General features: G+C 54.2%; 17 protein-coding genes. 7 read left to right on the top strand and 10 right to left on the bottom strand.

Features of this window, described 5'->3' with window-relative positions; all coding sequences use genetic code 11:
* Positions 1-70: 70 nt before the first annotated feature.
* Together F3J26_RS12570 and malX are read right to left on the bottom strand one after the other, a co-directional pair.
* Positions 71-1243 (bottom strand): PatB family C-S lyase, encoded by a 1173-nt coding sequence (locus tag F3J26_RS12570; RefSeq protein ID WP_166994177.1) that lies wholly within the window; start codon positions 1241-1243, stop codon positions 71-73.
* Positions 1244-1333: 90 nt separating this feature from the next.
* Entirely contained in the window at positions 1334-2923 is a 1590-nt protein-coding gene (malX, locus tag F3J26_RS12575; RefSeq protein WP_008456400.1) for a maltose/glucose-specific PTS transporter subunit IIBC, read from the bottom strand.
* 186 nt (positions 2924-3109) lie between these two features.
* Here malX and F3J26_RS12580 point away from each other — a divergent pair, with 186 nt between their 5' ends.
* Complete coding sequence (locus F3J26_RS12580) at positions 3110-4144, top strand: Mal regulon transcriptional regulator MalI (RefSeq protein WP_008456398.1); 1035 nt, start codon at positions 3110-3112, stop codon at positions 4142-4144.
* Between the two features lie 770 nt (positions 4145-4914).
* Here F3J26_RS12580 and F3J26_RS12585 read toward each other — a convergent pair.
* Positions 4915-6498, bottom strand: a complete 1584-nt coding sequence (locus F3J26_RS12585; protein ID WP_166994179.1) for a YdgA family protein — start codon at positions 6496-6498, stop codon at positions 4915-4917.
* 131 nt (positions 6499-6629) lie between these two features.
* Complete coding sequence (gene manA / locus F3J26_RS12590; RefSeq protein ID WP_166994181.1) at positions 6630-7805, bottom strand: mannose-6-phosphate isomerase; 1176 nt, start codon at positions 7803-7805, stop codon at positions 6630-6632.
* Positions 7806-8011: 206 nt separating this feature from the next.
* On the opposite strand from manA, the gene fumA reads away from it, so the two are divergent.
* Both fumA and fumC read left to right on the top strand, forming a co-directional pair.
* Entirely contained in the window at positions 8012-9658 is a 1647-nt protein-coding gene (gene fumA / locus F3J26_RS12595) for a class I fumarate hydratase FumA (RefSeq protein ID WP_008456390.1), read from the top strand.
* 53 nt (positions 9659-9711) lie between these two features.
* Entirely contained in the window at positions 9712-11109 is a 1398-nt protein-coding gene (fumC, locus tag F3J26_RS12600) for a class II fumarate hydratase (RefSeq protein WP_008456388.1), read from the top strand.
* A gap of 3 nt (positions 11110-11112) precedes the next feature.
* Here the strand turns inward: fumC and tus are convergent, their stop codons facing one another.
* From tus to ydgH, 6 genes are all read right to left on the bottom strand, one after another.
* Positions 11113-12042 (bottom strand): DNA replication terminus site-binding protein, encoded by a 930-nt coding sequence (tus, locus tag F3J26_RS12605; protein ID WP_166994183.1) that lies wholly within the window; start codon positions 12040-12042, stop codon positions 11113-11115.
* 128 nt (positions 12043-12170) lie between these two features.
* Positions 12171-13466: a two-component system sensor histidine kinase RstB gene (gene rstB / locus F3J26_RS12610; RefSeq protein ID WP_008456385.1), complete on the bottom strand. Its 1296-nt coding sequence runs from the start codon at positions 13464-13466 to the stop codon at positions 12171-12173.
* Positions 13467-13494: 28 nt separating this feature from the next.
* On the bottom strand, positions 13495-14223 hold the full coding sequence (rstA, locus tag F3J26_RS12615) for a two-component system response regulator RstA (protein WP_008456384.1): 729 nt from the start codon (positions 14221-14223) through the stop codon (positions 13495-13497).
* Positions 14224-14300: 77 nt separating this feature from the next.
* Positions 14301-15032, bottom strand: coding sequence for a dihydromonapterin reductase (folM, locus tag F3J26_RS12620; protein WP_205246498.1), 732 nt, complete (start codon positions 15030-15032; stop codon positions 14301-14303).
* A gap of 24 nt (positions 15033-15056) precedes the next feature.
* Positions 15057-16439 (bottom strand): amino acid permease, encoded by a 1383-nt coding sequence (locus F3J26_RS12625; protein ID WP_008456382.1) that lies wholly within the window; start codon positions 16437-16439, stop codon positions 15057-15059.
* Positions 16440-16627: 188 nt separating this feature from the next.
* Positions 16628-17572 carry a DUF1471 family protein YdgH gene (gene ydgH, locus F3J26_RS12630; protein WP_008456381.1) on the bottom strand — a complete coding sequence of 315 codons (945 nt, stop codon included), beginning with the start codon at positions 17570-17572 and terminating at the stop codon, positions 16628-16630.
* A 544-nt stretch (positions 17573-18116) separates the two neighbouring features.
* On the opposite strand from ydgH, the gene pntA reads away from it, so the two are divergent.
* The 4 genes from pntA (at position 18117) to F3J26_RS12645 (ending at position 23848) form a co-directional block, all read left to right on the top strand.
* A complete protein-coding gene (gene pntA / locus F3J26_RS12635; RefSeq protein WP_166994185.1) occupies positions 18117-19646 on the top strand; it encodes a Re/Si-specific NAD(P)(+) transhydrogenase subunit alpha in 1530 nt (509 codons plus the stop codon).
* 10 nt (positions 19647-19656) lie between these two features.
* Positions 19657-21045 carry a Re/Si-specific NAD(P)(+) transhydrogenase subunit beta gene (pntB, locus tag F3J26_RS12640; protein ID WP_166994188.1) on the top strand — a complete coding sequence of 463 codons (1389 nt, stop codon included), beginning with the start codon at positions 19657-19659 and terminating at the stop codon, positions 21043-21045.
* 498 nt (positions 21046-21543) lie between these two features.
* Positions 21544-22032, top strand: a complete 489-nt coding sequence (locus tag F3J26_RS22590) for an Orn/Lys/Arg decarboxylase N-terminal domain-containing protein (RefSeq protein WP_286180265.1) — start codon at positions 21544-21546, stop codon at positions 22030-22032.
* Positions 22033-22075: 43 nt separating this feature from the next.
* Positions 22076-23848: an Orn/Lys/Arg family decarboxylase gene (locus F3J26_RS12645; protein ID WP_286180266.1), complete on the top strand. Its 1773-nt coding sequence runs from the start codon at positions 22076-22078 to the stop codon at positions 23846-23848.
* The last annotated feature ends 6 nt before the right edge of the window (positions 23849-23854 follow it).

Here is a 23854-nt window from a genome sequence, read left to right on the forward strand (position 1 = left end):
TGGGTGTCGGAAACATGACGAAGTGATGAATGCCGCAGGAGAGGAAGGGGAGCTGGCTCCCCTTTACGGGCTATAACAGCGAATGGATCCCGGCAATAAGCCGCTCAACGCCAGCCTCAAGTTTGACGCGCGGGCACCCGGCGTTCAGGCGCACAAAACCGTTGCCTTCAGGGCCGTAGGTGTAGCCTGGCATGATGGCGACTTTCTGCTCTTCAATAAGCACTTGCTGCAGCGCTCTGTCGTCCAGCCCCTGCGGGCGTAAATCAATCCATGCCAGGTAAGTGGACTGCGGTGGCTGCCAGTTAAGTTCAGGAAACGCCTGGTTCAGCCTGTCGGCCACGAACTGTAAATTGCCTTGCAGGTAGTCCCGCAGCGCGTCAAGCCAGGGTTGGCCCTCGCGGTAGGCGGCAATATGAGCCACAATCGCCAGCACGGCCGGAGAGGAGAGGCCATCCTGCCCTTTGAGCACGTTCAGGTATTTTTGGCGGTCGTCCGCATGATTAATCAGCCCGTAAGCGCCGGTAAGTGCCGGGATGTTGAAGCTTTTCGAGCCGGATGTGAGCAGCGCCCAGCCGCCGAGGCCAACTTCGCACCATGGAATGTGGCGGTTATTGCCCCACACCATATCCATATGAATCTCATCGCTGATAACCTGCACGCCGTGGCGTGCGCAGAGTTCAGCCATGGTGGTCAGCTCTTCCCGTGTCCAGACTTTGCCCGTTGGGTTATGCGGGCTGCAGAGCAGCATGATTTTACATTCAGGCCGGGCGAGCAGGGTTTCCAGCTTCGTCATATCACAGTGCCAGCCTTCCGCTGTTTTATGCAGCGGCGCGCTCAGAACCTGACGCTGGTTGCCTTCAATTGCTTTGTAGAACGCATCGTACGCGGGGGTATGAATCAGCACGCCGTCGCCCGGCTGCGACCACTGGCGTACAAGCTGCGAAACCATGTAAATCACCGAAGGGCCGTAGACTACGTTCTCCGGGTCGATGCTGCTGCCGAAACGCTGCAGGTACCAGTGGGCGATGGCGGAGAGAAAATCGTCGTTCTTCCAGCGGCTGTAGCCGAGTACGCCGTGGGCCAATCTTTTTTGCAGGGCAGCAAGAATGCAGGGCGCGGTAGGGAAGTCCATATCGGAAATGGTGAAGGGCAGCAGGTCAGCGGCGCCGAAGCGGTCGGCCACATAATCCCACTGGGTGCACCAGGTGCCGTGGCGGTCTACCGGAACAGAAAAATCAAACATAAAACCTCACAGCTTTTAACCACAAAGAGGGAAAACCGCGCTTTCCCTCTTTGCATGATAATGAAGAGCGCCGAAGCGCTCCTGGGTGAATTAAGCCTCGACGGTACGCATCAGGCCGACCATCTCATCTTTTACCGACTGAACCTGTGGCCCTATAACCACCTGCAGGTTGTGCTCGTTGAGCTTCACTACGCCGATGGCGCGGTTGGCCTTCAGCGCCGCGGTATCCACCAGCGACATATCTTTAACCGACAGGCGCAGGCGGGTGATGCAGTTATCCAGCGTCGAAATGTTATCGCTGCCGCCCAGCGCCGCCAGAATCGCTGGTACGTTGTAGCCAGATTTGCCCGTGTGGCCGCCAACCGGTTTTTCTGCAGTGGTGGTTTCAATATCACGCCCTGGGGTTTTGATATTGAAGCGGGTAATGGCGAAGCGGAAGATGGCATAGTAGCCAGCAAACCATACCGCGGCCACAACCGGGACCATATACCATTTGGTGGACAGGCCGTGCAGCACGCCGAAGACGAAGAAGTCGATAATGTTGCCGTCGGTGTTGCCGATAGTCACGCCCAGCACGGACATCATGGTGAAGCCAATCCCGGTCAGCACGGCGTGAATCAGGTACAGCACCGGCGCGACGAACAGGAACAGGAACTCGATAGGTTCGGTGGTGCCGCCCACGACGCAGGCAATCACGCCGGAGATCAACAGCCCTTTAATTTTATGGCGGTTTTCCGGGCGAGCACAGTGGTACATCGCCAGCGCTGCACCTGGCAGGCCGCCGAGGAACGCCGGCATTTTACCCTGGGACAGGAACTGCGTTGCGCTTTCAGAGAAGCCGTGGGTGGTCGGGCAGCTCAGCTGCGCCTGGAAGATAGTCAGCGCGCCGCTCACGGTATGACCGCACACGTCCATGGTGCCGCCCGCTTCGGTGAAGCGAATCAGGGCCACCAGAATATGCTGCAGGCCGAACGGCAGCAGCAGACGTTCCCCGGTACCGAAGATCATTGGCCCAAAGATACCTGCGCTGTGGATCATGTAGCCCAGGGCGTTGATCCCGGCGGCAAAAATTGGCCAGATCAGCGGGATAACCAGGCCAACCAGGCCCATCACCAGGGTGGTAATAATGGGCACAAAGCGGGTGCCGCCGAAGAACGCTAATGCGTCCGGCAGGCGGATATTGTGAAAACGCTCGTGCAGCAGATAAACGATAATCCCGGCAATGACCGCGCCGAGAATACCGGTATCAATTGACTGCACGCCGAGCACGCTTTGAATGTTATTGGCTTTGAGGATTGCCGCATCGGTCGTTGGCAGGATGCCTTTGGCGGTCAGCCAGAAGTTAACCGCGAGGTTCATCACCATATAGCCGACAAAGCCGGCGAAGGCGGCCACGCCTTTATTTTCACGCGCCAGGCCCAGCGGGATGGCGATACAGAACATCACTGGCAGGAAGCTGAACGCGAATGAGCCCATTTTGCTCATCCAGGTAAAGATCAGCTGTAAGACCGGGTTGCCCAGCCACGGGATCTCGGTAACAACGTCATGGCTGCTCAGCGAACTGCCAATCCCCAGCATGATGCCGCAGAACGACAGCAGCGCCACCGGCAACATAAAAGTTTTGCCGAGGTTCTGGAAAAACTCCCAAAGCGATTTTTTTTGTGGTGTATTAGCCGCCATCACGACTCCTTGACCCGGTTAAAATGAAGTGTTGTGTAAGTAAAGTTTGAAAATGATAAAACGTTTTACCCAATTTTATCGTGAGGACGATCGCAGAATTACCGCGCATAATGACGTTGAATATGCCAGCATAAGTAAAACGTTTTATCTTTATATTTATCGATTCACGGAGGATCTGACTTAACGATGTCGACGCTGACCAAAAGAATCACTATCAACGAGGTTGCCGAGGCCGCAGGTGTCTCGGTGACCACGGTATCGCTGGTGCTTAGCGGTAAGGGGAGGATCTCCACCGCCACCGGTCAGCGGGTGAATGAGGCTATCGAAAAGTTAGGCTTTGTGCGTAATCGCCAGGCCGCTTCGCTGCGCGGTGGCCAGAGCGGGGTGATTGGCCTGATTGTCCGCGACCTCTGCAATCCTTTTTATGCGGAGTTAACCGCCGGGTTAACGGAAGCGCTGGAGCAACAGGGCCAGCTTCTGTTTCTCACCCAGAGCGGTAGCCAGGGGCAGCATATGCAGCGCTGTTTCGACACGCTGGTGGCCCAGGGCGTGGACGGCATTATTATTGCCGGTGCGGCAGGTCAGGGCGCGGATCTGCGGGATATGGCAGTACAGAATAAGGTGCCGCTGGTGTTTGCCTCACGAGCAAGTTATCTGGACGAGGTTGATATCATTCGCCCGGATAATATGCAGGCGGCGCAACTGGTGACCGAGCATCTGATTAAGCGCGGGCACCAGCGTATTGCGTGGCTGGGCGGGCGTAGCTCGTCGTTAACACGCGCGGAGCGGCTGGGCGGCTTTTGCGCCACCCTGATGCAGCATGGGCTGCCTTTCCACAGCGACTGGATCCTTGAGTGCGAGCCGAGCCAGAAGCAGGCGGCGGATGCCATCACCGAACTGCTGCACAACTTTCCGACCATCAGCGCCGTGGTTTGCCACAACAGTACCGTGGCGATGGGGGCGTGGTTCGGCCTGACCCGCGCGGGTTGGCAGATGGGCGGCGGCAGCGTGGACAGTTATTACGACCGGCACATCGCGCTGGCAGGCTTTGCCGAAGTCACAGAAGATGACCTGGACGACGTACCAATGACGTGGGTGACGACGCCTGCGAGAGAAATTGGCCGCAGCGCGGCACAGCGTATTCTCCAGCGAGCCCAGGAAAGCGACGTCGTGTTCAGCAATCAGATTATGCCCGCCCGGTTAATCACCATTAAAAACTAACTTTTTCAGGAACAGCATGAATTAACCATGCCGATAGCGCATCTGTCGCTTATACAGATTTTCCTTTGAAATCTTACGGGAGAGATATTTCGCTTCGCAGTGATTCCGTTCACCCGTAGATCAATTTCCCATGTACGTTCAGAGCACGGTGAACGTGTCAGGGGGAATTACGCCATTCCCCCTGACAACCCCCGGCGCCCGGCGAGCTCATCGCCGCTGAAGCGGTAAACCCACCGGCTATCACCCAAACATTCGGGGTCGTTCGCGATTCGTTCCCGACGATCGCTCTCTTACGCTGTTCCCGACAGCTCAACCCCGCCTGAGTTGGGTCATAGCCGGGGGCGATGAGAGCCGGGAACAAGGGAGTGGCTTGTAGGACTTGCAGCAACGTTAACGTTCCGTGTGGCTGCGGGTATAAAGCGAGGCACGGTTTCGGCTTAAATCGCCTCCGTTTTCTCTCCGACTGGCCAGGGTCCGGGCGTCGGGAACGCATCTCAGCCGACCCAGGACTGTGAGATAAAACGGAGGTTTGCCGCTTCAGCGGTCGATTTATTTGGCCGGGAGTCCGGGGTCTCGGGGGTGCGACGGTGGCTCCCCCGAGCCGTTCACAAGTTCGGGAGTGGTATATAAAGCAGGACTGGAAGTGAACGGAACGATAGCCGATCCACCATAGAACGTATTTGTGGCTAAGTGCCTGCCTGGGAACGAAGGATTTACTGTTGACCCGACAGAAACTAAAAAACCCGCCATCTGGCGGGTTCTTGTATGGCTTACTGCTGAGGTGCCGGGGCGGCGTCCGGAGATGCATCATCCCCCGGTGCTTCGTCCTGCGGCTGTGGTACGGCATCGCTGTCGTTATCCTGCAGCGCCGGGCCACCCATGCCTGCCGGCAGGGCGAACATGCTGAACAGCTCGCCCAGCGACATCTGCTCGCCGTTCAGGGAGGCTTTGCCATTGCCGTATTGCAGGCTGGTGGTGATGTTATCGCCGTCAACTTTGGTGACGCGGAACATCTGGCCCATGGCAGCGAGGCCCTTGATCTGCTGGCTGGCGAGTTTGTCTGACTCTTCCGGACTATAGCCTTCCAGCTGCGCCACCTGGGACATCAGCCCCGTAGCCATTGGCATAGGGATAACCAACTTCGCGTCGAGAGATTTCACGTAGCGATCCAGCTGTTCTTCCGCCGAATTGGCTGGGCCGGTTGCGCCCTGCGGATCCTTCATAAACAAGGACAGGTTAAAGGTCGATTCGCCTTTCGCGTTCTTCCAGCTCAGTGGGGCGACGGTAATGATTGGGTTGCCCTTCAGCAGCAGCGGCAGGTTAGCGCTAATCAGCTCCACGGATTTTTGCTGGTAGAGCTCAGGGTTTTGCTGCAGCGCTGGGTTGGCCATCAGCTGCTGTACGCCCGCGTTATATTTCTGGGTAAACTCGCGCAGCGCGGCGGCATCAATATTGCCGAGCTTGAGCGTCAGCTTGCCGCTGCCCATGTTCTGGTTCTGGACTTTCAGCGCATCAAGGCTGTAGTCGAACTGGCCGGTGAAGTGTTTTTTGTCGTCCTGCACGTCAGATTTTGCGTTCAGGTTAAAGCCTTCCACGACGGCAATTTCTTTGCCATCCACAACCATAGACAGCTTATCGATGGTCGCTTTCTGAGAGCCTACGCGCTGGTCAAACAGGCTGCGTTTGCTATCGCCGTCGGTTTTGATCCCGTTGAAAGAGAGCTGCACGCGCTGGCCGTATTCGTTAACGGTGTTGACAAGGCCGCTGTCGGCCGAGCCGGACAGGGCGATTTCATTGCCCGCGCCATCAACGTCGGCGGTAAATTTGCCGCCGCTGAAGCTGAACTTGTCTTCACCCTCGGTGGCATCAATGGCCGCCAGGGCGATATCCGAAGACGTTGCCCCGCTGTAGCCCACGCGGGTTTCCACGCCGATAAGCGGCTTATCTTTGGTCAGCGTGAAGAGGTGTTTGGTGGTGTCGTTATTCACCAGTTCGGTGTGGATCGACGCCATGCTCGGGATCAGGTTGAATTTCTTCAGCTGTGCGAACGGGAAAGGACCATGGTCGATGGTTTCGTTGAATAACACGCTTTGGTCTGGCGTGAGCAGGGCGTTTTTCGTCCCGGCAGCCTGTTTAACCACCAGCTGTACCGAACTGTGGAAAAGCCCACGCTTGTAGTCCTGATAGCTGAGGACCAGCCCTGATTCCGGTGCTGAATTTTTGATTTCAGCATTGGCGTTATCAATCATTTCGGCCATACGGCCTTCGAGCTGTTTACCCGTAAACCAGGCCCCACCGGTCCATACCACGCCTAGCGCAACAATTACCCCAACCGCAACCAGAGATTTTTTCATCGTGTCATTATCCATGTCATGTATAGAAGCCGGCAGCCGTCCCCCACCGGGCGAAAGAAAAACGCCTGTTATCAGGCGTTTTCGTCAACATGCTTACTAGCTTAGCAATACGCGCTAAAAAGATCAGTAAGTTAAAGTTTATTAAACACTCGTGCTACCCGGCCAACGCCGCTGACGGCAATCGGGGATTCTGCGGCGCTAATAAAGGCTGACTCGCCCGGCTTCAGCACCAGGCGCTGGGCGTCTTTGGTTAGCACGGCTTCACCTTCAACGCAGAATACAATGGCAGCGCTTTGTTGTGCCAGCGCGGCTTCCTGCGTGCTCAGGTCGTGCAGGGAGAAGGCAAAGTCATCCACTGGAATAGGGAAGTCCAGCTCGCTGCCGTTTATCTGCGGCTCGGTCAGCAGTTGATTGGTCGGTTTTGGCTCAAATTTGACGTTAGCCACCAGTTCAGGGATGTCGATGTACTTCGGCGTCAGTCCGGCACGCAGCACGTTGTCAGAGTTAGCCATCACTTCCAGCGCGACGCCGTTCAGGTAGGCGTGTGGGGTTTCGGCGAACAGGAACATCGCTTCGCCCGGCTCAAGCTTAACCACGTTCAGCAACAGCGGGGAGAAGAGGCCGCTGTCGTCCGGATAGAACTCGGAAATCAGGCGAATGGTTTCCCACGGCTCGCCCTGCTGATTATTCAAGGCAGCTTTTAGTACGCCAAGGGCCAGGGCTTTTTCTTCGCCCTGCATATTTAGCAGGCCGGCAAACAGCTGTGCCAGGGTTTCGGCCCCAGGCTGCTGGAGGAAATGCGCAATCAGCGGATGTGCGCCAGAAACCGGCTGCAGCAGCGACACAATGTCGGAGAATTCGCGGAAAGCGTTCATCGCGAGGAACGGCGTCAGGGCAAAAACCAGTTCAGGTTTGTGGTTAGGATCTTTGTAGTTACGCTCTGCGGCATCAAGCGGAATACCCGCTGCATTTTCTTTCGCAAAGCCGATTTCAGAGGCTTTTTTGTTCGGATGAACCTGAATGGAGAGAGGCTGGGCGGCGCAAAGGACTTTGAACAGGAAAGGCAGCTCGCCAAAACGCTCGGCAACGGCTTTCCCCAACAGCGCTTGCTTATCGGCGTCAATCACATCGCGCAATGCGTGCGGTTGCCCGTTGGCATCGAGCACTTTTGAACTACTCTTTGGGTGAGCGCCCATCCACAGTTCGGCCATGGGCTTATGCTGCGGGTTGGCGATGCCGTACAGTTCCGTTAGCGCCGTTTCACTTCCCCAGGCATAATTTTGTACCGCATTGATCAATTTTTGCATCTCAGGTCCCTGTCATCATTGAATCGAAGTTTCAGTTATTAAACCAATTATCCGCGGGGAAGTAACCAGGGCAACAAAAAGTCGTATTAGTCTCAGTTTCTGTTAAAAAATTGTGTAGCATGTTATGACTTGTTTTTGGAACGCAGCGTAAGATCCTGCGCTGAAATATAAAAATTAACGTTACTGTTGTCGCAAGTGAGAGAAATATGTCGAATAAACCCTTCCATTACCAGGAGCCTTTTCCGCTCCAGAAAGACCCGACCGAATATTACCTCCTGAGCTCCGACTATGTTTCCGTCGCCGAGTTTGACGGCCAGCAAATCCTCAAGGTTGATCCTCAGGCCTTGACGCTGCTGGCTCAGCATGCCTTCCACGACGCTTCGTTTATGCTGCGCCCGGCGCATCAGCAGCAGGTGGCGGACATTCTGAGCGACCCGGAAGCCAGCGAGAACGATAAATACGTTGCGCTGCAGTTCCTGCGGAACTCAGACATTGCCGCCAAGGGCATTCTGCCGACCTGCCAGGACACAGGCACAGCTATCATCATGGGTAAAAAAGGCCAGCGCGTCTGGACCGGCGGTGGCGACGAAGAAGCGCTGTCTCGCGGCGTCTACAACACCTTTATTGAAGATAACCTGCGCTATTCCCAGAACGCCGCGCTGGATATGTACAAAGAGGTGAACACCGGCACCAACCTGCCAGCGCAGATCGATCTCTACAGCGTGGACGGCGACGAGTACAAATTCCTGTGCATCGCCAAAGGCGGCGGTTCGGCTAACAAAACCTATCTCTATCAGGAAACCAAAGCGCTGATCACCCCGGCGAAGCTGAAAGATTACCTGGTGGAGAAAATGCGTACCCTGGGCACCGCGGCCTGCCCGCCGTATCACGTGGCGTTTGTTATCGGCGGAACCTCTGCCGAAGCGACGCTGAAAACCGTGAAGCTGGCGTCAACCAAGTACTACGACGGCCTGCCAACCGAAGGCAACGAATACGGCCAGGCATTCCGCGACGTGCAGCTGGAAGAAGAGTTGCTGAAAGAAGCGCAGAATCTTGGCCTGGGCGCGCAGTTCGGCGGCAAATACTTTGCCCACGATATCCGCGTTGTCCGTCTGCCTCGCCACGGCGCATCCTGCCCGGTTGGCATGGGCGTGTCCTGCTCAGCCGACCGAAATATCAAAGCCAAAATTAACAAAGACGGCATCTGGCTTGAGAAGCTGGAGCACAATCCGGGCAAGTACATCCCGGAAGAGCTGCGTCAGGCGGGCGAGGGGGAAGCCGTTAAGGTCAACCTGAACCGTCCGATGAAAGAGATCCTCGCCCAGCTGTCCGACTTCCCGGTGTCCACCCGTCTGTCGTTAACCGGCACCATTATTGTGGCGCGTGACATCGCTCACGCTAAACTGAAAGAACGTCTCGATAACGGGGAAGATCTGCCGCAGTACGTGAAAGATCACCCGATTTATTACGCAGGCCCGGCCAAAACGCCGGACGGCTACGCATCCGGCTCCTTAGGGCCGACCACGGCGGGCCGCATGGACTCCTACGTGGATCAGCTGCAGGCCAACGGCGGCAGCATGATCATGCTGGCGAAAGGCAACCGCAGCCAGCAGGTGACCGACGCCTGTCACAAACACGGCGGGTTCTACCTGGGCAGTATCGGTGGCCCGGCGGCCGTGCTGGCGCAAAACAGCATCAAGAGCCTGGAGTGTGTGGAGTACCCGGAACTGGGTATGGAAGCCATCTGGAAAATCGAAGTGGAAGACTTCCCGGCGTTCATCCTGGTGGATGACAAAGGCAACGACTTCTTCCAGAAAATTCAGGCCTCACAGTGCTCTCGATGCGTTAAGTAATACTCAAGCCGCCGCCTATAGTGGCGGCTTTTTTTATCGCAAAGGAGAAAGGCATGACATCCAGTCGCAGTGAAAAAGACTCAATGGGCCCGATCGACGTCCCGGCAGATAAGCTGTGGGGAGCGCAGACCCAGCGTTCACTTGAGCACTTCCGCATTTCTACCGAGAAAATGCCGACCGAGCTGATTCGAGCGCTGGCGCTTACCAAGCGCGCGGCGGCGAAGGTCAACGTTGACCTCGGCCTGCTGCCTGCAGAGCGCGGTACGGCCATTATCGCCGCCGCAGATGAAGTGCTGGCAGGAAAGCACCCCGGTGAATTCCCGCTGGCTATCTGGCAGACCGGCTCCGGCACCCAAAGTAACATGAACATGAATGAAGTGCTGGCGAACCGCGCCAGTGAAATTCTGGGTGGCGTACGTGGGATGGAGCGACTGGTGCACCCGAACGACGACGTGAACAAAAGTCAGAGTTCGAACGACGTTTTCCCGACCGCCATGCACGTGGCGGCCATTATCGCGGTTCGCGAGCACCTGCTGCCGCAGCTAAACGTGCTCAGGCAAACGCTGGCCAAAAAAGCCGATGCGTTTAAGGATATCGTCAAAATCGGCCGTACCCACCTGCAGGACGCCACGCCGCTGACGTTGGGGCAGGAGATCTCCGGCTGGGTGGCGATGCTTGAGCATAACTTGAAGCACATCGACCATAGCCTGCCGCATCTGGCGGAGCTGGCGCTGGGCGGTACGGCGGTGGGCACCGGGCTGAATACCCACCCTGAATATGCGGTGCGCGTGGCAAAAGAGTTGGCTGACTTCACGAAGCAGCCTTTCGTCACGGCGCCAAACAAGTTTGAAGCATTGGCCACCTGCGATGCCCTGGTTCATGCGCATGGCGCGCTGAAAGGGCTGGCCTCGTCGATGATGAAAATTGCCAACGACGTTCGCTGGCTGGCTTCCGGCCCGCGCTGCGGCATTGGCGAGCTGTCGATTCCTGAGAACGAACCGGGCAGCTCCATCATGCCGGGCAAAGTGAACCCGACCCAGTGCGAGGCCGTCACCATGCTGTGTTGCCAGGTGCTGGGGAACGACGTGGCGGTGAATATCGGCGGTGCGTCCGGTAACTTCGAGCTGAACGTTTATCGCCCGATGGTCATCCATAACTTCCTGCAGTCCGTTCGCCTGCTGGCCGACGGCATGGAAAGCTTCAACGAGCACTGCGCGGTGGGCATTGAGCCTAATCGCGATCGCATCAGCCAGTTGCTGAACGAGTCGCTGATGCTGGTGACCGCGCTCAATACCCATATTGGCTATGACAAGGCGGCAGAAATTGCCAAAAAGGCCCATAAAGAAGGGCTGACCCTTAAAGCATCGGCACTGAAGCTCGGTTATCTGACCGAGGATGAGTTTGACGCCTGGGTTCGCCCTGAGGATATGGTTGGCAGCATGAAGTCGTAAGTTTTACGTTTCGCAGTACAGATGCAGCCGCGGGATAATCAGTCTCAGCGGCTGCGCTTGAGGCTTATAGCGGTGCTGAATGTTTTCGGCATCGTAATTCAGCAGTTCGCCTAAATCGGGCGAGGTTTCACCACTTTCCTGCTTACACAACACAATCAGCGGAGAAGGGCAGGCATACTGCACCTGTTTCTGCTGCGCCTGATACCACACGCGGGCCACGGGCTGAACCTTCACCGGGCGCTTGATTTTCAGCCGTGCGTTTTCCGGCAGCCTTTGCACTTCATCCATTTCCTGCCTCACGCGCTCGGCCCACTGTTCCTTCGTCCACGGCGGCACGGCTCGACCGGCATTCAGGCTTTTTTCCAGCATCTCCAGCACCTGCTGGCGGCTAAGGTTTTTGACAATCTGTTTATTCGCCCAGCCAAAACGCACGGTGTCCGGCGTTTCAAGCAGGGTAATGGCGCGGTATGCGTTCAGGGTAAGCAGGCCGGGAATATGGCGGTGAACCCATTCAAAACGCTGGGCGGAGGGAAGCGCCGACTCGACGCTGATAATCTGCTCCAGAGCGTGTTTCAACTGATTGATGTTTTCCAGGAGCCCCGAAGTTTGCTGGTATTGCTCTTCGCTGACCGAATAACAGAGCGCGCCGGGTAGGCGCACGGCGGCCTTGGTGCTGATTTTTTCCGACTGCTGCTGGATAAACAGCCGCGTAAAGTGGGCGACGGCGGCGTGATGCGCCTCCAGCCCGACGCGCTGGGTGACTTCAATCTTAGAGAGCGGATCGTGCTCTTTGCTTTTTTCTATCTCCGGCAGCGTAAAGACCCGCCCGCTGAGCAGTCGAAGCTGACCGAGCTGTGCCCTGAGCACAGCCAGGTGCTGCTCCAGCTCCCGGCAGGTGGACGTTAAACGTTCAATAAGATCGTAGCGTGGCATAGCGACTCACATTAGTTACAACATACTTATGAACTGTAGCAACGGGAGACCGCATCAGCAACTGTGAACGTGGCGCTTAACAGGGAAAAATCGCCCGGTAGGGGTTACCGGGCTGGCGAATTCAGGATTCAGGAAAGGTACGTGGTATTGACCGGCCATGAAAAGCGGAAGCTGGCGCCGCCCAAAGAGCTGCTTTCAATGGTGACGTGTCCACCCATCGCCACGGCAATAGAATGGACTATCGCCAGGCCAAGCCCGCAGCCGCCGGTTGCCCTGTCCCGGCTGGGGTCGAGGCGAACAAAAGGCTCGAATACGCGGGCGCGCTCTTCCTCGGGAATGCCCGGGCCGTCATCTTCTACCTGCAAATGGGCGATATCATCTTCACGCCACAGGCTGACGCGCAGCTGTTGCTCACTGTAGCGCAGGGCGTTATTGATCAGGTTGTCCGTGACGCGTTCCATGAGGCGCAGATCCAGCGCGCCATAGTCAATGGCGGTGAGGGTATCTGTCTCCAGGCTAATCCGGCGCTGACGGTGAATGAGCTGTACGTCGGCAATATGCGTTTCCATCCAACTGGCAAATTTGACGTGCGCCAGATGAAGCTCGGTCTGCGGGCGGTCGAGGCGCGCGTAGGTCAGCAGTTCGTCAATCAGCGCTTCTAGCTGGCCAATATCCCGATTGAGCGCCAGAGATTCCTCTTCGCTGAGGTTGTCGCTCATTTCAAGACGGTAACGCAGGCGAACGAGCGGGGTACGCAGCTCGTGGGCAATGCCGTCAATCAGCTGCTTCTTGCTGGCAATCAGGGCGTTGATGTTATCGGCCATTTGGTTAAAGGCGATGCCCAACCGTTCAAAGCTTGAGGCATTATCAAAATGGATGTGCTCATCCAGATGCCCTTTACCAAATCGCTGTGCGGCGCTTTCGAGTTTGAGCATGTCCTGCCAGTGCGGGCGCATCCAGATGAACACCGGGAAGGCGAGCGAAATGGCGATAAATGCGATCAGGCCAATATCCAGCAGCCGCATCTGATGTAGATAAAAGAGATACGGAATTGGGCCGACGGCCAGAACGTAGTGGCTGCGTGGAATGCGCTGGATGAATGTATATTCTTCGTCCAGCGCCACAATCTCGCCTTCTCGCAGGTGGCGAGCGGCAACGTCATCGAGTTTGAACTTGCTCATCGGCTCAATATTGAGCTTGAAGGAGAGGTTCAGGTCGAGATCGTTGATCGTTTTATTCCAGTCCCGCGGCGGAATTTCACGTAGCTCGCTGCGCATCAGGTACAGCGAACTTTTCATTAAGTCATCGAGCGACTGGCGTCCCGCCCGCTCGGCGGTGAACTTATACACCAGCCCGACCAGCATGGTCATCACCAGGAAGCAGACAAACAACAAAAGATAAAACTGTACAAACAGCTTTTTCATTGAGCGTTACCGTCAAATCCGTATTTCATTAAGCTTCGCTTTCCCAGGCGTGAGGGGCAAATAAATAGCCTTTGTTGCGCACGGTTTTGATACGGAAGGGCTCAGTCGCATTATCCAGCAGCTTTTTACGCAGGCGGGAGATGGCCACGTCCACGCTGCGATCCATGCCGTCATAGGTCACACCGCGCAGATTTTTTAATAAGGCATCACGGTCCATTATCTGGCCTGCGTGGGTGGCTAGCTCCCACAACAGATCGAAATCCGCAGTCGACAGCACAACGTTTTCATCCCCAAGCGTGACCTGGCGGTTCAGCGGGTCAATACACAGCGTGCCAAAACGTATAGCTTTATGCGGCTTGAGGTTACTGGCCGTTGTGTCTGCCGTTTGTTGGGCTGAAACACGTTGACGGAGGTGTAACCGTAAACGCGCCAGCAGCACCGCAGGCGGCGTTGTTTTTAAAATGTAGTCATTTGCGCCCATTTCCAGCGACAGAATATGGTTCATGTCGCTGTCCAGAGATGTCAGCAGAACAATCGGGCCGTCCCACTGTGGGCGAAGGTCGCGGCATAGCGTCATCCCGTCTTTCCCTGGCAGCATAATATCCAGCAAAACCAAATCCGGCTGCTGTTGCTGGATAACCGCTTCGGCGCGGTCACCGCGGGTTTCAACGATAACGTCAATGTCATGTTTCCCGAGATAGGCGGCTATCAGGCCGCCAACTTCCGGGTCGTCTTCCACGTAAACTATTTTGCTCATAATCCGCCGCGTCGGCTTTTAAAATTTGAACATACAATGATGCAATAGATTACACCATTAATGGTTGGTAAACAGTGTTAGCGTAGGTGCCGGCCACCGTCTACGGCATGGCTTCTGCCGGTGACATAGCGGCTGGCCAACAGATACTCAACCAGACGCACAATTTCCTGTTCACCCGGGGCGATTTTCATCAGCGATTTGTTAAGCGAGCGCTGGCGGTAGTCGGCATCGTCGTCGGTGTTAAACATGATCAGGGCAGGCGCGATGGCGTTGACCTTGACTTCCGGGGCCAGTTTAAGCGCAAAAGAGAGCGTCATATTTTCCAGTGCCGCTTTACTGGCGGCGTAAGCGATATGTTTGTCGCTGCCGCGCTCCGCCACGTAATCGGTCAGATGGATGATATCGCTGCCCGCCTGACCGTGTCCGCGCAGCAAACTCTCCAGCTCATGGTTAAGTAAGTAGGGCGTGGCAACATGAACCTGCATCATTGCCTGTAGCGTATCGCACAGGGCCGTGTCGCGGGTTTCTGGCTTCCATTCGCTGGCATTATGAATGATGGCGCGCAGCGCGGGCGTGAGTGACTTCACCCGTTCAGCGAATTCAAGGATACCTTCATTCGTTGAAAAGTCGGCGTACAGGCAAGTGACACCGGCCTGTTCAAGTTTATCGACAGCGGGATGGCGAGTGCGATAGCTGACAATTACCGGCTGAGATTTAGCCAGAAAATGCTGAGCCAGTGCCAGGCCAATACGCTGGCCCGCACCGGTGATAAGAATAGGTCGGTTAATAGCTTGGCTCCCCTCATCCAGAATAGTTGCCGGGGAAAGGATTCGTTACCCCACCAGCATCCACGTTGCCGGAAATGCTGCCAGCAGCATCAGGCAAATCATCGTTCTTTCTTTTAAATTTAGCGACTTTTCGTGCGTATGGGTACGACGCGCGTAAATAAAGACTAATAATCCAGGCGCATACAATACGACCGAAAGCAGCAGATGCATCGGGCCTGACGCATAAAGCAGCCACAAACCGTAAAGGCAGGCTCCAAAACCAATCGCCTTGTGTAGAGGGCGGGTCGCGATTTTTAGCAGGTATGCACCCACCAGGAAATAAGGCACCAGAATCATTTCTGAGGCGATGGTTAGCAGCGTGTTGTAGTCCGACCCGGTCAGCCAGATCAGCACGAGGCACACCTGCACGCTAATATTCGTCAGCCAAAGAGAAGCCGACGGTGCGTTGTTTTTGTTCTGACGGGCAAACATTTTGGGGAAAGCTTTATGGGTTGCCGCCAGCAATGGCACTTCTGCAGCCATAATTGTCCAGCTCAGGTACGCGCCGCACACGGAAACAATCAACCCGGCAGCAATAATCACTTCCCCCCATGGGCCCATCATTTCGACCATCAGGCCAGCCATCGACGGATTGCGCATTGCAGCAAGCTCAGGGCGAGCAACTACGCCGAGTGAAAGTAGCGTGACCAGCAGGTAGACGCTGAGTGCGGCAATGACAGCCAGAAGCGTTGCTCTGCCAACGTCTTTTTTATTTCTTGCTCGTGCGGATACCACCACGGCCCCTTCCACGCCGATAAAGACCCAAAGGGTAATCAGCATGGTGTTTTTCACCTGTTCCCAGACGGGAACGCCGAGTTTAATACCGGTAAAATCGAGAGAGAAGGTGGATAGCTTAAAAGCAACTGCCGCCAGTACCACAAACATCCCCAAAGGCAGCAGCTTCGCAAGCGTTGCGACCAGGTTGATGCTGGCCGCCGTTTGTACGCCTCGCAGCACCAGCCAGTGCACCATCCATAACAGAACGGATGCGCCAACAATGGATTGCCAGGTATTGCCGTCGCCGAACAGACGCAGCTCAGGCGTGTCGGTAAAGAAGCTAAGGGCGGAGAAAACAATGACCAGGTAAGAAACGTTGGCGATCACCGCGCACAGCCAGTAACCCCAGGCCGAGAAAAAGCCGATAAGCTCCCCAAAGCCCTCACGCGCGTAGGTGAATATTCCGCCGTCCAGGTCGGGGCGGAGTCGGGTAAGCACCAGCATCGCCAAAGCCAGCAGGAGAATACCTACGCCAGTGATCGCCCAGCCGATCAGCAACGCAGCCGGACTCGCAACGCTTGCCATATTTTGCGGCAAGCTAAACACGCCTGCGCCGAGCATGGAGCTTAATACCAGCGCGGTGAGCGCTGCGAGGCCAAGTTTCTTTTCCATACGCATCCTGTTGAGGTCAGAAGTGTTCCAGCATAATTATTATGCTTTTTCGCATATAAATGGAGGATCACGCTAAGGCGCGGGATTTTACGGAGTGTGCACACTGCTTGCAATGCGTGTGGTGCGATAAAATGATTTGAGTGCAAAAAAAAGGGCAGCGGAAGCTGCCCTTTGATTGATGGTGTATCTTATTTAAACAGGTCTGCGCTGACGGTTAAGTTGTTACCTTGTTCCTGCCACTGGCGAGTGATGTGGTAGAACTTAGCCCCTTTATCAGCTGCACGCTTCGCAACCTGGTAGGAAACTTCGGTCATGCTGCTGAAGTTACCGGTGAACTTAATGCTGTCAAATGGCACCATTTGAGCAGCCGTTATCTTGTTGACTTCCTGTACTTTGGTGCCGTTTGGTAGCGTTACGGTATAACGTGAACCCTGAGATGACTGGGTTTCAAAGAAACGGCCAACGTCGGAAGACGGCGTTTCTGAAGAAGCAACACCTGGAATTTCCACATTTTTGGCAGCAGCGCCGCCCGCGGCTAGCGCGGCTTTACCTGCTTCGGAGTTTGCTGGCAGCAGGTCCGGACTTTGCACAACGCGTTTTTTAGCGTCAGCTTTATAGATAAACGCCGTTACGCGCTGGTTGCCGCCCTGGTTGGTATCGACCTGGCGCACGATAAAGAAGGAGGCAGCCCCTTTTTCGCGTGCAGCTTTAGTAATGGCATCATTAACGTCCGGTTGGGTACGGAAGAAACCCTGAACGGTGACGGTATCAAAGGGTTCAAGTCGATAAGCCTGGTCTTTCGGCAGCTCCATCACGCCATTGATGACGCGGTTCTTAGGCGCATCGGCTTTAGGTGCATCATTCTTATAAACATCAGCCACGACGCGGGAGTTGCCGCTTTCGCCCATTGCGCTGGTGTCCAGCACGTAGAAAGAAGCGGCCCCGATAGCATCTGCGCGGCGAGATACGGCGGCCACGGCATCGCCGATAGCATTAAAGCGGCCTGTGATAGTGATTCGATCGTACGGCTTAAGTGCGGCCGCCTGCTCTGGTGTCAGTTCGGTCGCCGCCTGAGCGGACAGCGAGGTGACGGAAATAAGAGCTGACGCCAGAAGGGTGTTCTTGAGATTCATAAAAATAATCCTTCGCCTTGCGCAAAATGAATACAGGTACTTCTCTGATTAGGACCGATTAGATGCCGATTATGGCTGGAAATAACGTCCTTGTCTGCGGCATTTTTCGCGCCTTGTGCCTTCCCGGCGATGAATAACCGCGACAAACGTTATTAAGTTAAAAAAAGAGGCATTCACCGCTAAAACTGATAAAGCTTATGACTTATTTGGTTAAAATGTTGTTAAAATTGGTTTTTGTTGCGGCGTAGAATCATGTCTTACCGTCTCAGTTAAGCGTATTATCAGGCCTCGGCGTGTAAATAAAGATTAAAACAACTGTCTGAGCGCCTGATGACTGAATTTTTGCGATAAAAATAGAAATACCAGGATGCGGATGTAGATCACAGTCGTTATTTTCAGTAGGTTATAAAAAGTTTGTTACAGATGTATTTTTTGTTGAAGTGGTAATGGAACAGATATCTGCCTGCGCGTGCGGGCGGATGCTTGCGTCTGGCCATGGCAAGGTCTGGCAAACCATCATCAAAAACAGATGGAAGGGAATACTATGCGTATTGGTGTACCAACAGAGCGGTTGGCCAATGAAACCCGTGTAGCCGCCACGCCGAAAACGGTAGAGCAGCTGATTAAACTGGGGTTCACTGTCGCCGTTGAAAGCGATGCGGGGAAACTGGCAAGTTTTGACGACGAAGCGTTTGAGCGCGCGGGGGCGATCGTTGCCAGCGGCGCGGATGTCTGGCAGTCGGACATTATCCTTAAAGTGAACGCCCCGCTGGATAACGAAATTGACCTTGCTCGTGAAGGTTCGACGCTGGTCAGCTTTATCTGGCCGGCGCCAAACCCGGAGCTGCTTGAAAAACTGGCGGCGCGGAACATCACCGTTATGGCGATGGACTCAGTGCCGCGTATTTCACGTGCGCAGTCGCTGGACGCGCTTAGCTCCATGGCTAACATCGCCGGTTACCGTGCGATTGTCGAAGCCGCACATGAGTTTGGCAGGTTCTTCACCGGGCAAATCACCGCCGCCGGTAAAGTCCCGCCAGCTAAAGTGATGGTTATCGGCGCGGGTGTTGCGGGCCTGGCGGCGATTGGCGCGGCCAACAGCCTCGGGGCAATTGTTCGTGCGTTTGATACCCGGCCTGAAGTGAAAGAGCAGGTGCAAAGCATGGGTGCCGAATTCCTGGAGCTGGACTTCAAAGAAGAAGCCGGCAGCGGGGATGGCTATGCGAAGGTGATGTCCGAAGCCTTTATCAAAGCCGAAATGGCGCTGTTTGCGGCTCAGGCGAAAGAGGTGGATATCATCGTCACTACGGCGCTGATTCCGGGCAAACCTGCACCGAAGCTGATTACCCGTGAAATGGTGGATTCCATGCAGCCGGGCAGCGTGATTGTCGATCTGGCGGCACAAAACGGCGGCAACTGCGAATACACCGTTGCGAACCAGGTCACCGTGACGACTAACGGGGTGAAGGTCATTGGTTATACCGATCTGCCGGGTCGTTTGCCGACCCAGTCCTCCCAGCTTTACGGCACTAACCTCGTCAACCTGCTCAAGCTGCTGTGTAAGGAAAAAGACGGCAATATCACCGTTGATTTTGATGATGTGGTTGTGCGCGGCGTGACCGTTATTCGCGAAGGTGAAGTCACCTGGCCTGCGCCGCCGATTCAGGTTTCCGCTCAGCCGCAGGCCGCTGCAAAACCAGCTGCTGAGCCGGTCGAAGAGAAAAAACCAACGTCTCCGTGGTTTAAATATGGCCTGATGGCGCTGGCAATTATTCTGTTTGGCTGGTTCGCAAGTGTGGCGCCAAAAGAGTTCCTTGGTCATTTCACCGTCTTTGCGCTGGCCTGCGTGGTGGGCTACTACGTGGTATGGAACGTCTCCCATGCTTTGCATACGCCGCTCATGTCGGTGACGAATGCTATTTCAGGGATAATCGTGGTAGGTGCGCTGCTGCAGATTGGCCACGGTGGCTGGGTCAGCTTCCTGAGCTTCATTGCGGTACTGATCGCCAGTATCAATATTTTTGGTGGTTTCACCGTCACTCAGCGCATGCTGAAAATGTTCCGGAAGAACTAAGGGGTAACACATGTCTGGTGGATTAGTTACAGCTGCATACATTGTTGCCGCGATCCTGTTTATTTTTAGCCTGGCTGGCCTGTCGAAACACGAAACCTCAAAGCAGGGTAACCTGTTTGGTATCGCGGGGATGGCGATTGCGCTGGTGGCGACCATTTTTGGCCCGGAAACTGGCAATGTCGTATGGATTATCATCGCGATGGTGATCGGCGGGGCGATTGGTATTCACCTGGCGAAGAAAGTCGAAATGACTGAAATGCCGGAGCTGGTTGCCGTGCTGCACAGCTTTGTGGGCCTGGCGGCGGTGCTGGTCGGTTTTAACAGCTACCTCGATCACGGTCCGGGCCTTGAGCCGATCATGGAGAATATCCACTTAACGGAAGTCTTCATCGGGATCTTCATCGGGGCAGTGACCTTTACCGGCTCTATTGTCGCCTTTGGCAAGCTGCGCGGTAAAATTTCGTCTAAACCTCTGATGCTGCCAAATCGTCATAAGCTCAATCTGGCGGCGCTGGTGGTTTCCTTCGCGCTGCTGCTGGTGTTTGTGCGTACCGAAAGCGTTGGTGTGCAGGTTCTGGCCGTGCTGGTGATGACTATCATTGCGCTGGCGTTTGGCTGGCACCTGGTGGCGTCCATCGGCGGGGCAGACATGCCGGTTGTGGTGTCGATGCTTAACTCTTACTCCGGCTGGGCCGCAGCGGCTGCGGGCTTTATGCTCAGCAATGACCTGCTTATTGTCACTGGTGCGCTGGTGGGGTCTTCTGGTGCCATCCTCTCCTACATTATGTGTAAGGCGATGAACCGCTCGTTTATCAGCGTGATTGCCGGCGGTTTTGGAACAGACGGTTCTTCAACCGGTGAAACGGAAGAAGCGGGTGAACACCGTGAAATCAGCGCGGAAGAAACGGCTGAAATGCTGAAGAACTCCACGTCGGTGATCATCACCCCAGGCTACGGCATGGCGGTGGCCCAGGCGCAGTATCCGGTGGCGGAAATTACCGAAAAACTGCGTGCCCGCGGAGTCAAAGTACGTTTTGGTATTCACCCTGTCGCGGGGCGTCTGCCGGGCCACATGAACGTACTGCTGGCTGAAGCGCGAGTGCCCTACGACGTCGTGCTGGAAATGGACGAGATCAATGACGACTTCGCCGACACCGACACCGTGCTGGTTATCGGGGCGAACGACACCGTTAACCCAGCTGCTCAGGACGATCCGCGCAGCCCAATTGCCGGTATGCCGGTGCTGGAAGTGTGGAAAGCGCAGAACGTGATTGTGTTTAAGCGCTCAATGAATACCGGTTATGCAGGCGTGCAGAACCCGCTGTTCTTTAAAGAGAACACCCAGATGCTGTTTGGTGATGCCAAAGCCAGCGTCGAAGCGATTCTGAAAGCGCTGTAAGCGTTAGCCGTCTTGTGAATGCCGCCCAAATGGGCGGCTTTTTTTTGGGTACGGGACAGGAACGAAAACGCAGGTTCAGGCGCAATCAGAGCGAAGCCGCAGCGTGTGATATTTTACAAAACAAACAGATCTGGAGGACGAAGGTATTGAGAGGATCTCAAGAAGATATTTTTAGTTTTAGAAATAAACAATCACGCCATTTGTCATCATCCTGTAAAAATATTGATTTCAACGAATTGGGTTATCGTCGGGAAAAATCGTCTGTATATCCTGAAAACCACTAAGTTTATTCAGGCCTTTCTACGAGGCTGTTAAACATCCCGTAGCTGTAGATGTGAAAATACGCAAGAAATGATTTGAGCATTTCTGTTAACGCTATCTGATCCAGCATGGTCTATATTGGAGAGTGGTATACGATAAAGGTGATTCAACATTTCATTTTGAATATAAATTGTCTGTTTTTATTGAAAATAAAATCGCACAATTCCGGAGGTTACTATGGATATTCGCAGTGAAAGGATAATATCGCTAAAGGCGCTAATTGTTCATAATTCTGCCTGTCATGTTAGCGTAGTCAATGATTCTATTTCTAATCTTATTAATGCGTTAAACAGTAAGGATGTCGCCACTGTTTTTGCCGATTCTGCTGATGACGCCGCCGCGGTTTTAAATAATGATGAAACCATTGAGCTCGTACTCCTCGATTGGGTAATGAGTGACAGTGAGCAGAATAATGAATCGGCAAAGAGAGTAATACAATCTCTTCGACGTAAAAATCAGTCCATCCCTTTATTTCTGTTATTAGATAATCGACAGGCTGAGAATTTAAATCATGAAATAATGCGTGAAACTGATGAGTTAATTTGGGTTCAAGAAGACACGCCTTTTTTCCTGGCAGGTAGGATTCATTCGGCTATTTTAGCTTATCGGGATAAAATTGTTCCGCCGCTGACTCGTGCAATTTTTGAGTTTGCGGAAAAAATATGAATATTCATGGCATACCCCAGGCCATGCCGGGGGGACGGCATTCATGAAATCGGCCGTTGGCCGGGCATTCCATGATTATTTTGGGGAAAATCTTTTGCGCTCCGATCTTTCTATTTCCGTCGGAGAATTAGGGTCTCTGCTGGATCATAGCGGTCCGATTGGTGATAGCGAAAAATTCTGTGCCCGGGTATTTGGCGCGGACAGGGCCTATACCGTTACCAATGGTTCTTCCATGTCCAACAGGGTCATTATGATGTCTTCCGTAGCCCGTGACGACTATGCCCTGTGCGACCGCAACGCCCATAAATCTACGGAACAGGCCCTGACGATGACGGGGGTCATCCCAACGTATTTAATGCCTTCGAGAAACTACCTCGGCATTATTGGGCCGGTATATGCCCGTCAACTGAGTGGTGATGCAGTGAAAGAAGCTATCGCCTCAAACCCTCTCGCCACAGATAAGAATAAAAAACCGCTGCACAGCATTATCACAAATTCGACCTATGATGGCCTGACCTACCATGTGCCTACGGTTATTAAGCAGCTCAATAGCAGCGTCGATCGTATTCATTTTGATGAGGCATGGTACGGCTATGCGCGATTTAACCCCCTCTACGCAGAACGTTTTGGCATGTATGGAGAACCCGATGATTATCCAAGGGATCTGCCGACAATTTTCACTACAACCTCAACGCACAAGCTGTTAGCTGCACTTTCGCAGGCATCGTTGATTGGGGTGCGGGATGGACGAAATTCGGTGCCTCATGAACGCTTCAACGAAGCTTATATGATGCATGCCTCGACGTCGCCGCTGTATCCGATAATTATGGCTAACGAAGTTTCGGCTGAAATGATGCGGGGGCAAAGTGGTCAGCACCTTACCACAGAATCAATTACTGAAGCGGTTCGTTTTCGCCAGGCCGTCAGGCGTATTCGAAGAGAACTTCAGGAAAATGATGACTGGTTTTTCTCCACCTGGAATGCAGACTTCGTTCCCGACCCGGAGTCCGGAAAGAAAATTTCTTTTGAAGATGCGCCCCTGTCTCTTTTAGTTACCGACCCTCGTTGCTGGGAATTGCGAGAGGGTGATATATGGCACGGTTTTAAGGGAATCGAAGACAGCTACTGTATGCTGGATCCGATAAAAGTGTCCGTCGTGATGCCTGGCGTGGCGACGGATGGCTCACTTGAGAACGCCGGCATTCCTGCTGCACTGGTGACGGCTTTTCTTAGCCAGAAAGGCATTCAAGTTGAAAAGACCACTGATTTTACCATTCTGTTTCTTTTCTCCCTTGGTATTACCAAAGGGAAATACGGAACATTGATCAATGCATTACTCAAATTTAAAGATGCATACGATAACAATATTCCGGTCAAACACCTCCTTTATGCACATGAAAACGAATGCCCTGAGGCGTTCAAAAATAAAGGATTGAAAGATCTTGCTAATGAAATGTTCCTCTTTTTCAAAGAAACAGATCTCATAAAGGTTCAGGAGAAAGCGTTCACCATATTACCGAGGCCGGTACTCACTCCAGCCGAGGCTTATATCAGACTCGTACACAACGATATTGAAACAGTTAGCATGGATGATCTTTACAACCGCACTCTTGCGACCGGTGTTGTTCCTTATCCGCCTGGAATTCCAATGATCATGCCAGGCGAGAACGCGGGAGATAAAGATAGCCCATACATCAAATATTTGCAGATTCTGCAATTATGGGATCGGCGACTCCCTGGTTTTGGCCATGATATCCATGGTGTAGAGAATAAAAATGGGGTTTATTACGTTCAATGCCTAAAAGAAAGCATCTAATGGTAA

Origin of the sequence: Enterobacter sp. Ap-867 (genome assembly GCF_011752855.1) — a bacterium.
In the GTDB taxonomy this organism is placed as follows: Bacteria; Pseudomonadota; Gammaproteobacteria; order Enterobacterales; family Enterobacteriaceae; genus Cedecea.

Excerpts from the sequence above, each read along its gene's own strand:
- F3J26_RS12585 (WP_166994179.1), bottom strand. The coding sequence starts at position 6,498 with ATGAAAAAATCTCTGGTTGCGGTTGGGGTAATTGTTGCGCTAGGCGTG.
- fumC (WP_008456388.1), top strand. The coding sequence starts at position 9,712 with ATGACATCCAGTCGCAGTGAAAAAGACTCAATGGGCCCGATCGACGTC.
- tus (WP_166994183.1), bottom strand. The coding sequence starts at position 12,042 with ATGCCACGCTACGATCTTATTGAACGTTTAACGTCCACCTGCCGGGAG.
- fumA (WP_008456390.1), top strand. The coding sequence starts at position 8,012 with ATGTCGAATAAACCCTTCCATTACCAGGAGCCTTTTCCGCTCCAGAAA.
- F3J26_RS12580 (WP_008456398.1), top strand. The coding sequence starts at position 3,110 with ATGTCGACGCTGACCAAAAGAATCACTATCAACGAGGTTGCCGAGGCC.
- F3J26_RS12645 (WP_286180266.1), top strand. The coding sequence starts at position 22,076 with ATGAAATCGGCCGTTGGCCGGGCATTCCATGATTATTTTGGGGAAAAT.
- rstB (WP_008456385.1), bottom strand. The coding sequence starts at position 13,466 with ATGAAAAAGCTGTTTGTACAGTTTTATCTTTTGTTGTTTGTCTGCTTC.
- F3J26_RS12625 (WP_008456382.1), bottom strand. The coding sequence starts at position 16,439 with ATGGAAAAGAAACTTGGCCTCGCAGCGCTCACCGCGCTGGTATTAAGC.
- pntA (WP_166994185.1), top strand. The coding sequence starts at position 18,117 with ATGCGTATTGGTGTACCAACAGAGCGGTTGGCCAATGAAACCCGTGTA.
- F3J26_RS22590 (WP_286180265.1), top strand. The coding sequence starts at position 21,544 with ATGGATATTCGCAGTGAAAGGATAATATCGCTAAAGGCGCTAATTGTT.
- malX (WP_008456400.1), bottom strand. The coding sequence starts at position 2,923 with ATGGCGGCTAATACACCACAAAAAAAATCGCTTTGGGAGTTTTTCCAG.
- manA (WP_166994181.1), bottom strand. The coding sequence starts at position 7,805 with ATGCAAAAATTGATCAATGCGGTACAAAATTATGCCTGGGGAAGTGAA.
- ydgH (WP_008456381.1), bottom strand. The coding sequence starts at position 17,572 with ATGAATCTCAAGAACACCCTTCTGGCGTCAGCTCTTATTTCCGTCACC.
- rstA (WP_008456384.1), bottom strand. The coding sequence starts at position 14,223 with ATGAGCAAAATAGTTTACGTGGAAGACGACCCGGAAGTTGGCGGCCTG.
- pntB (WP_166994188.1), top strand. The coding sequence starts at position 19,657 with ATGTCTGGTGGATTAGTTACAGCTGCATACATTGTTGCCGCGATCCTG.
- F3J26_RS12570 (WP_166994177.1), bottom strand. The coding sequence starts at position 1,243 with ATGTTTGATTTTTCTGTTCCGGTAGACCGCCACGGCACCTGGTGCACC.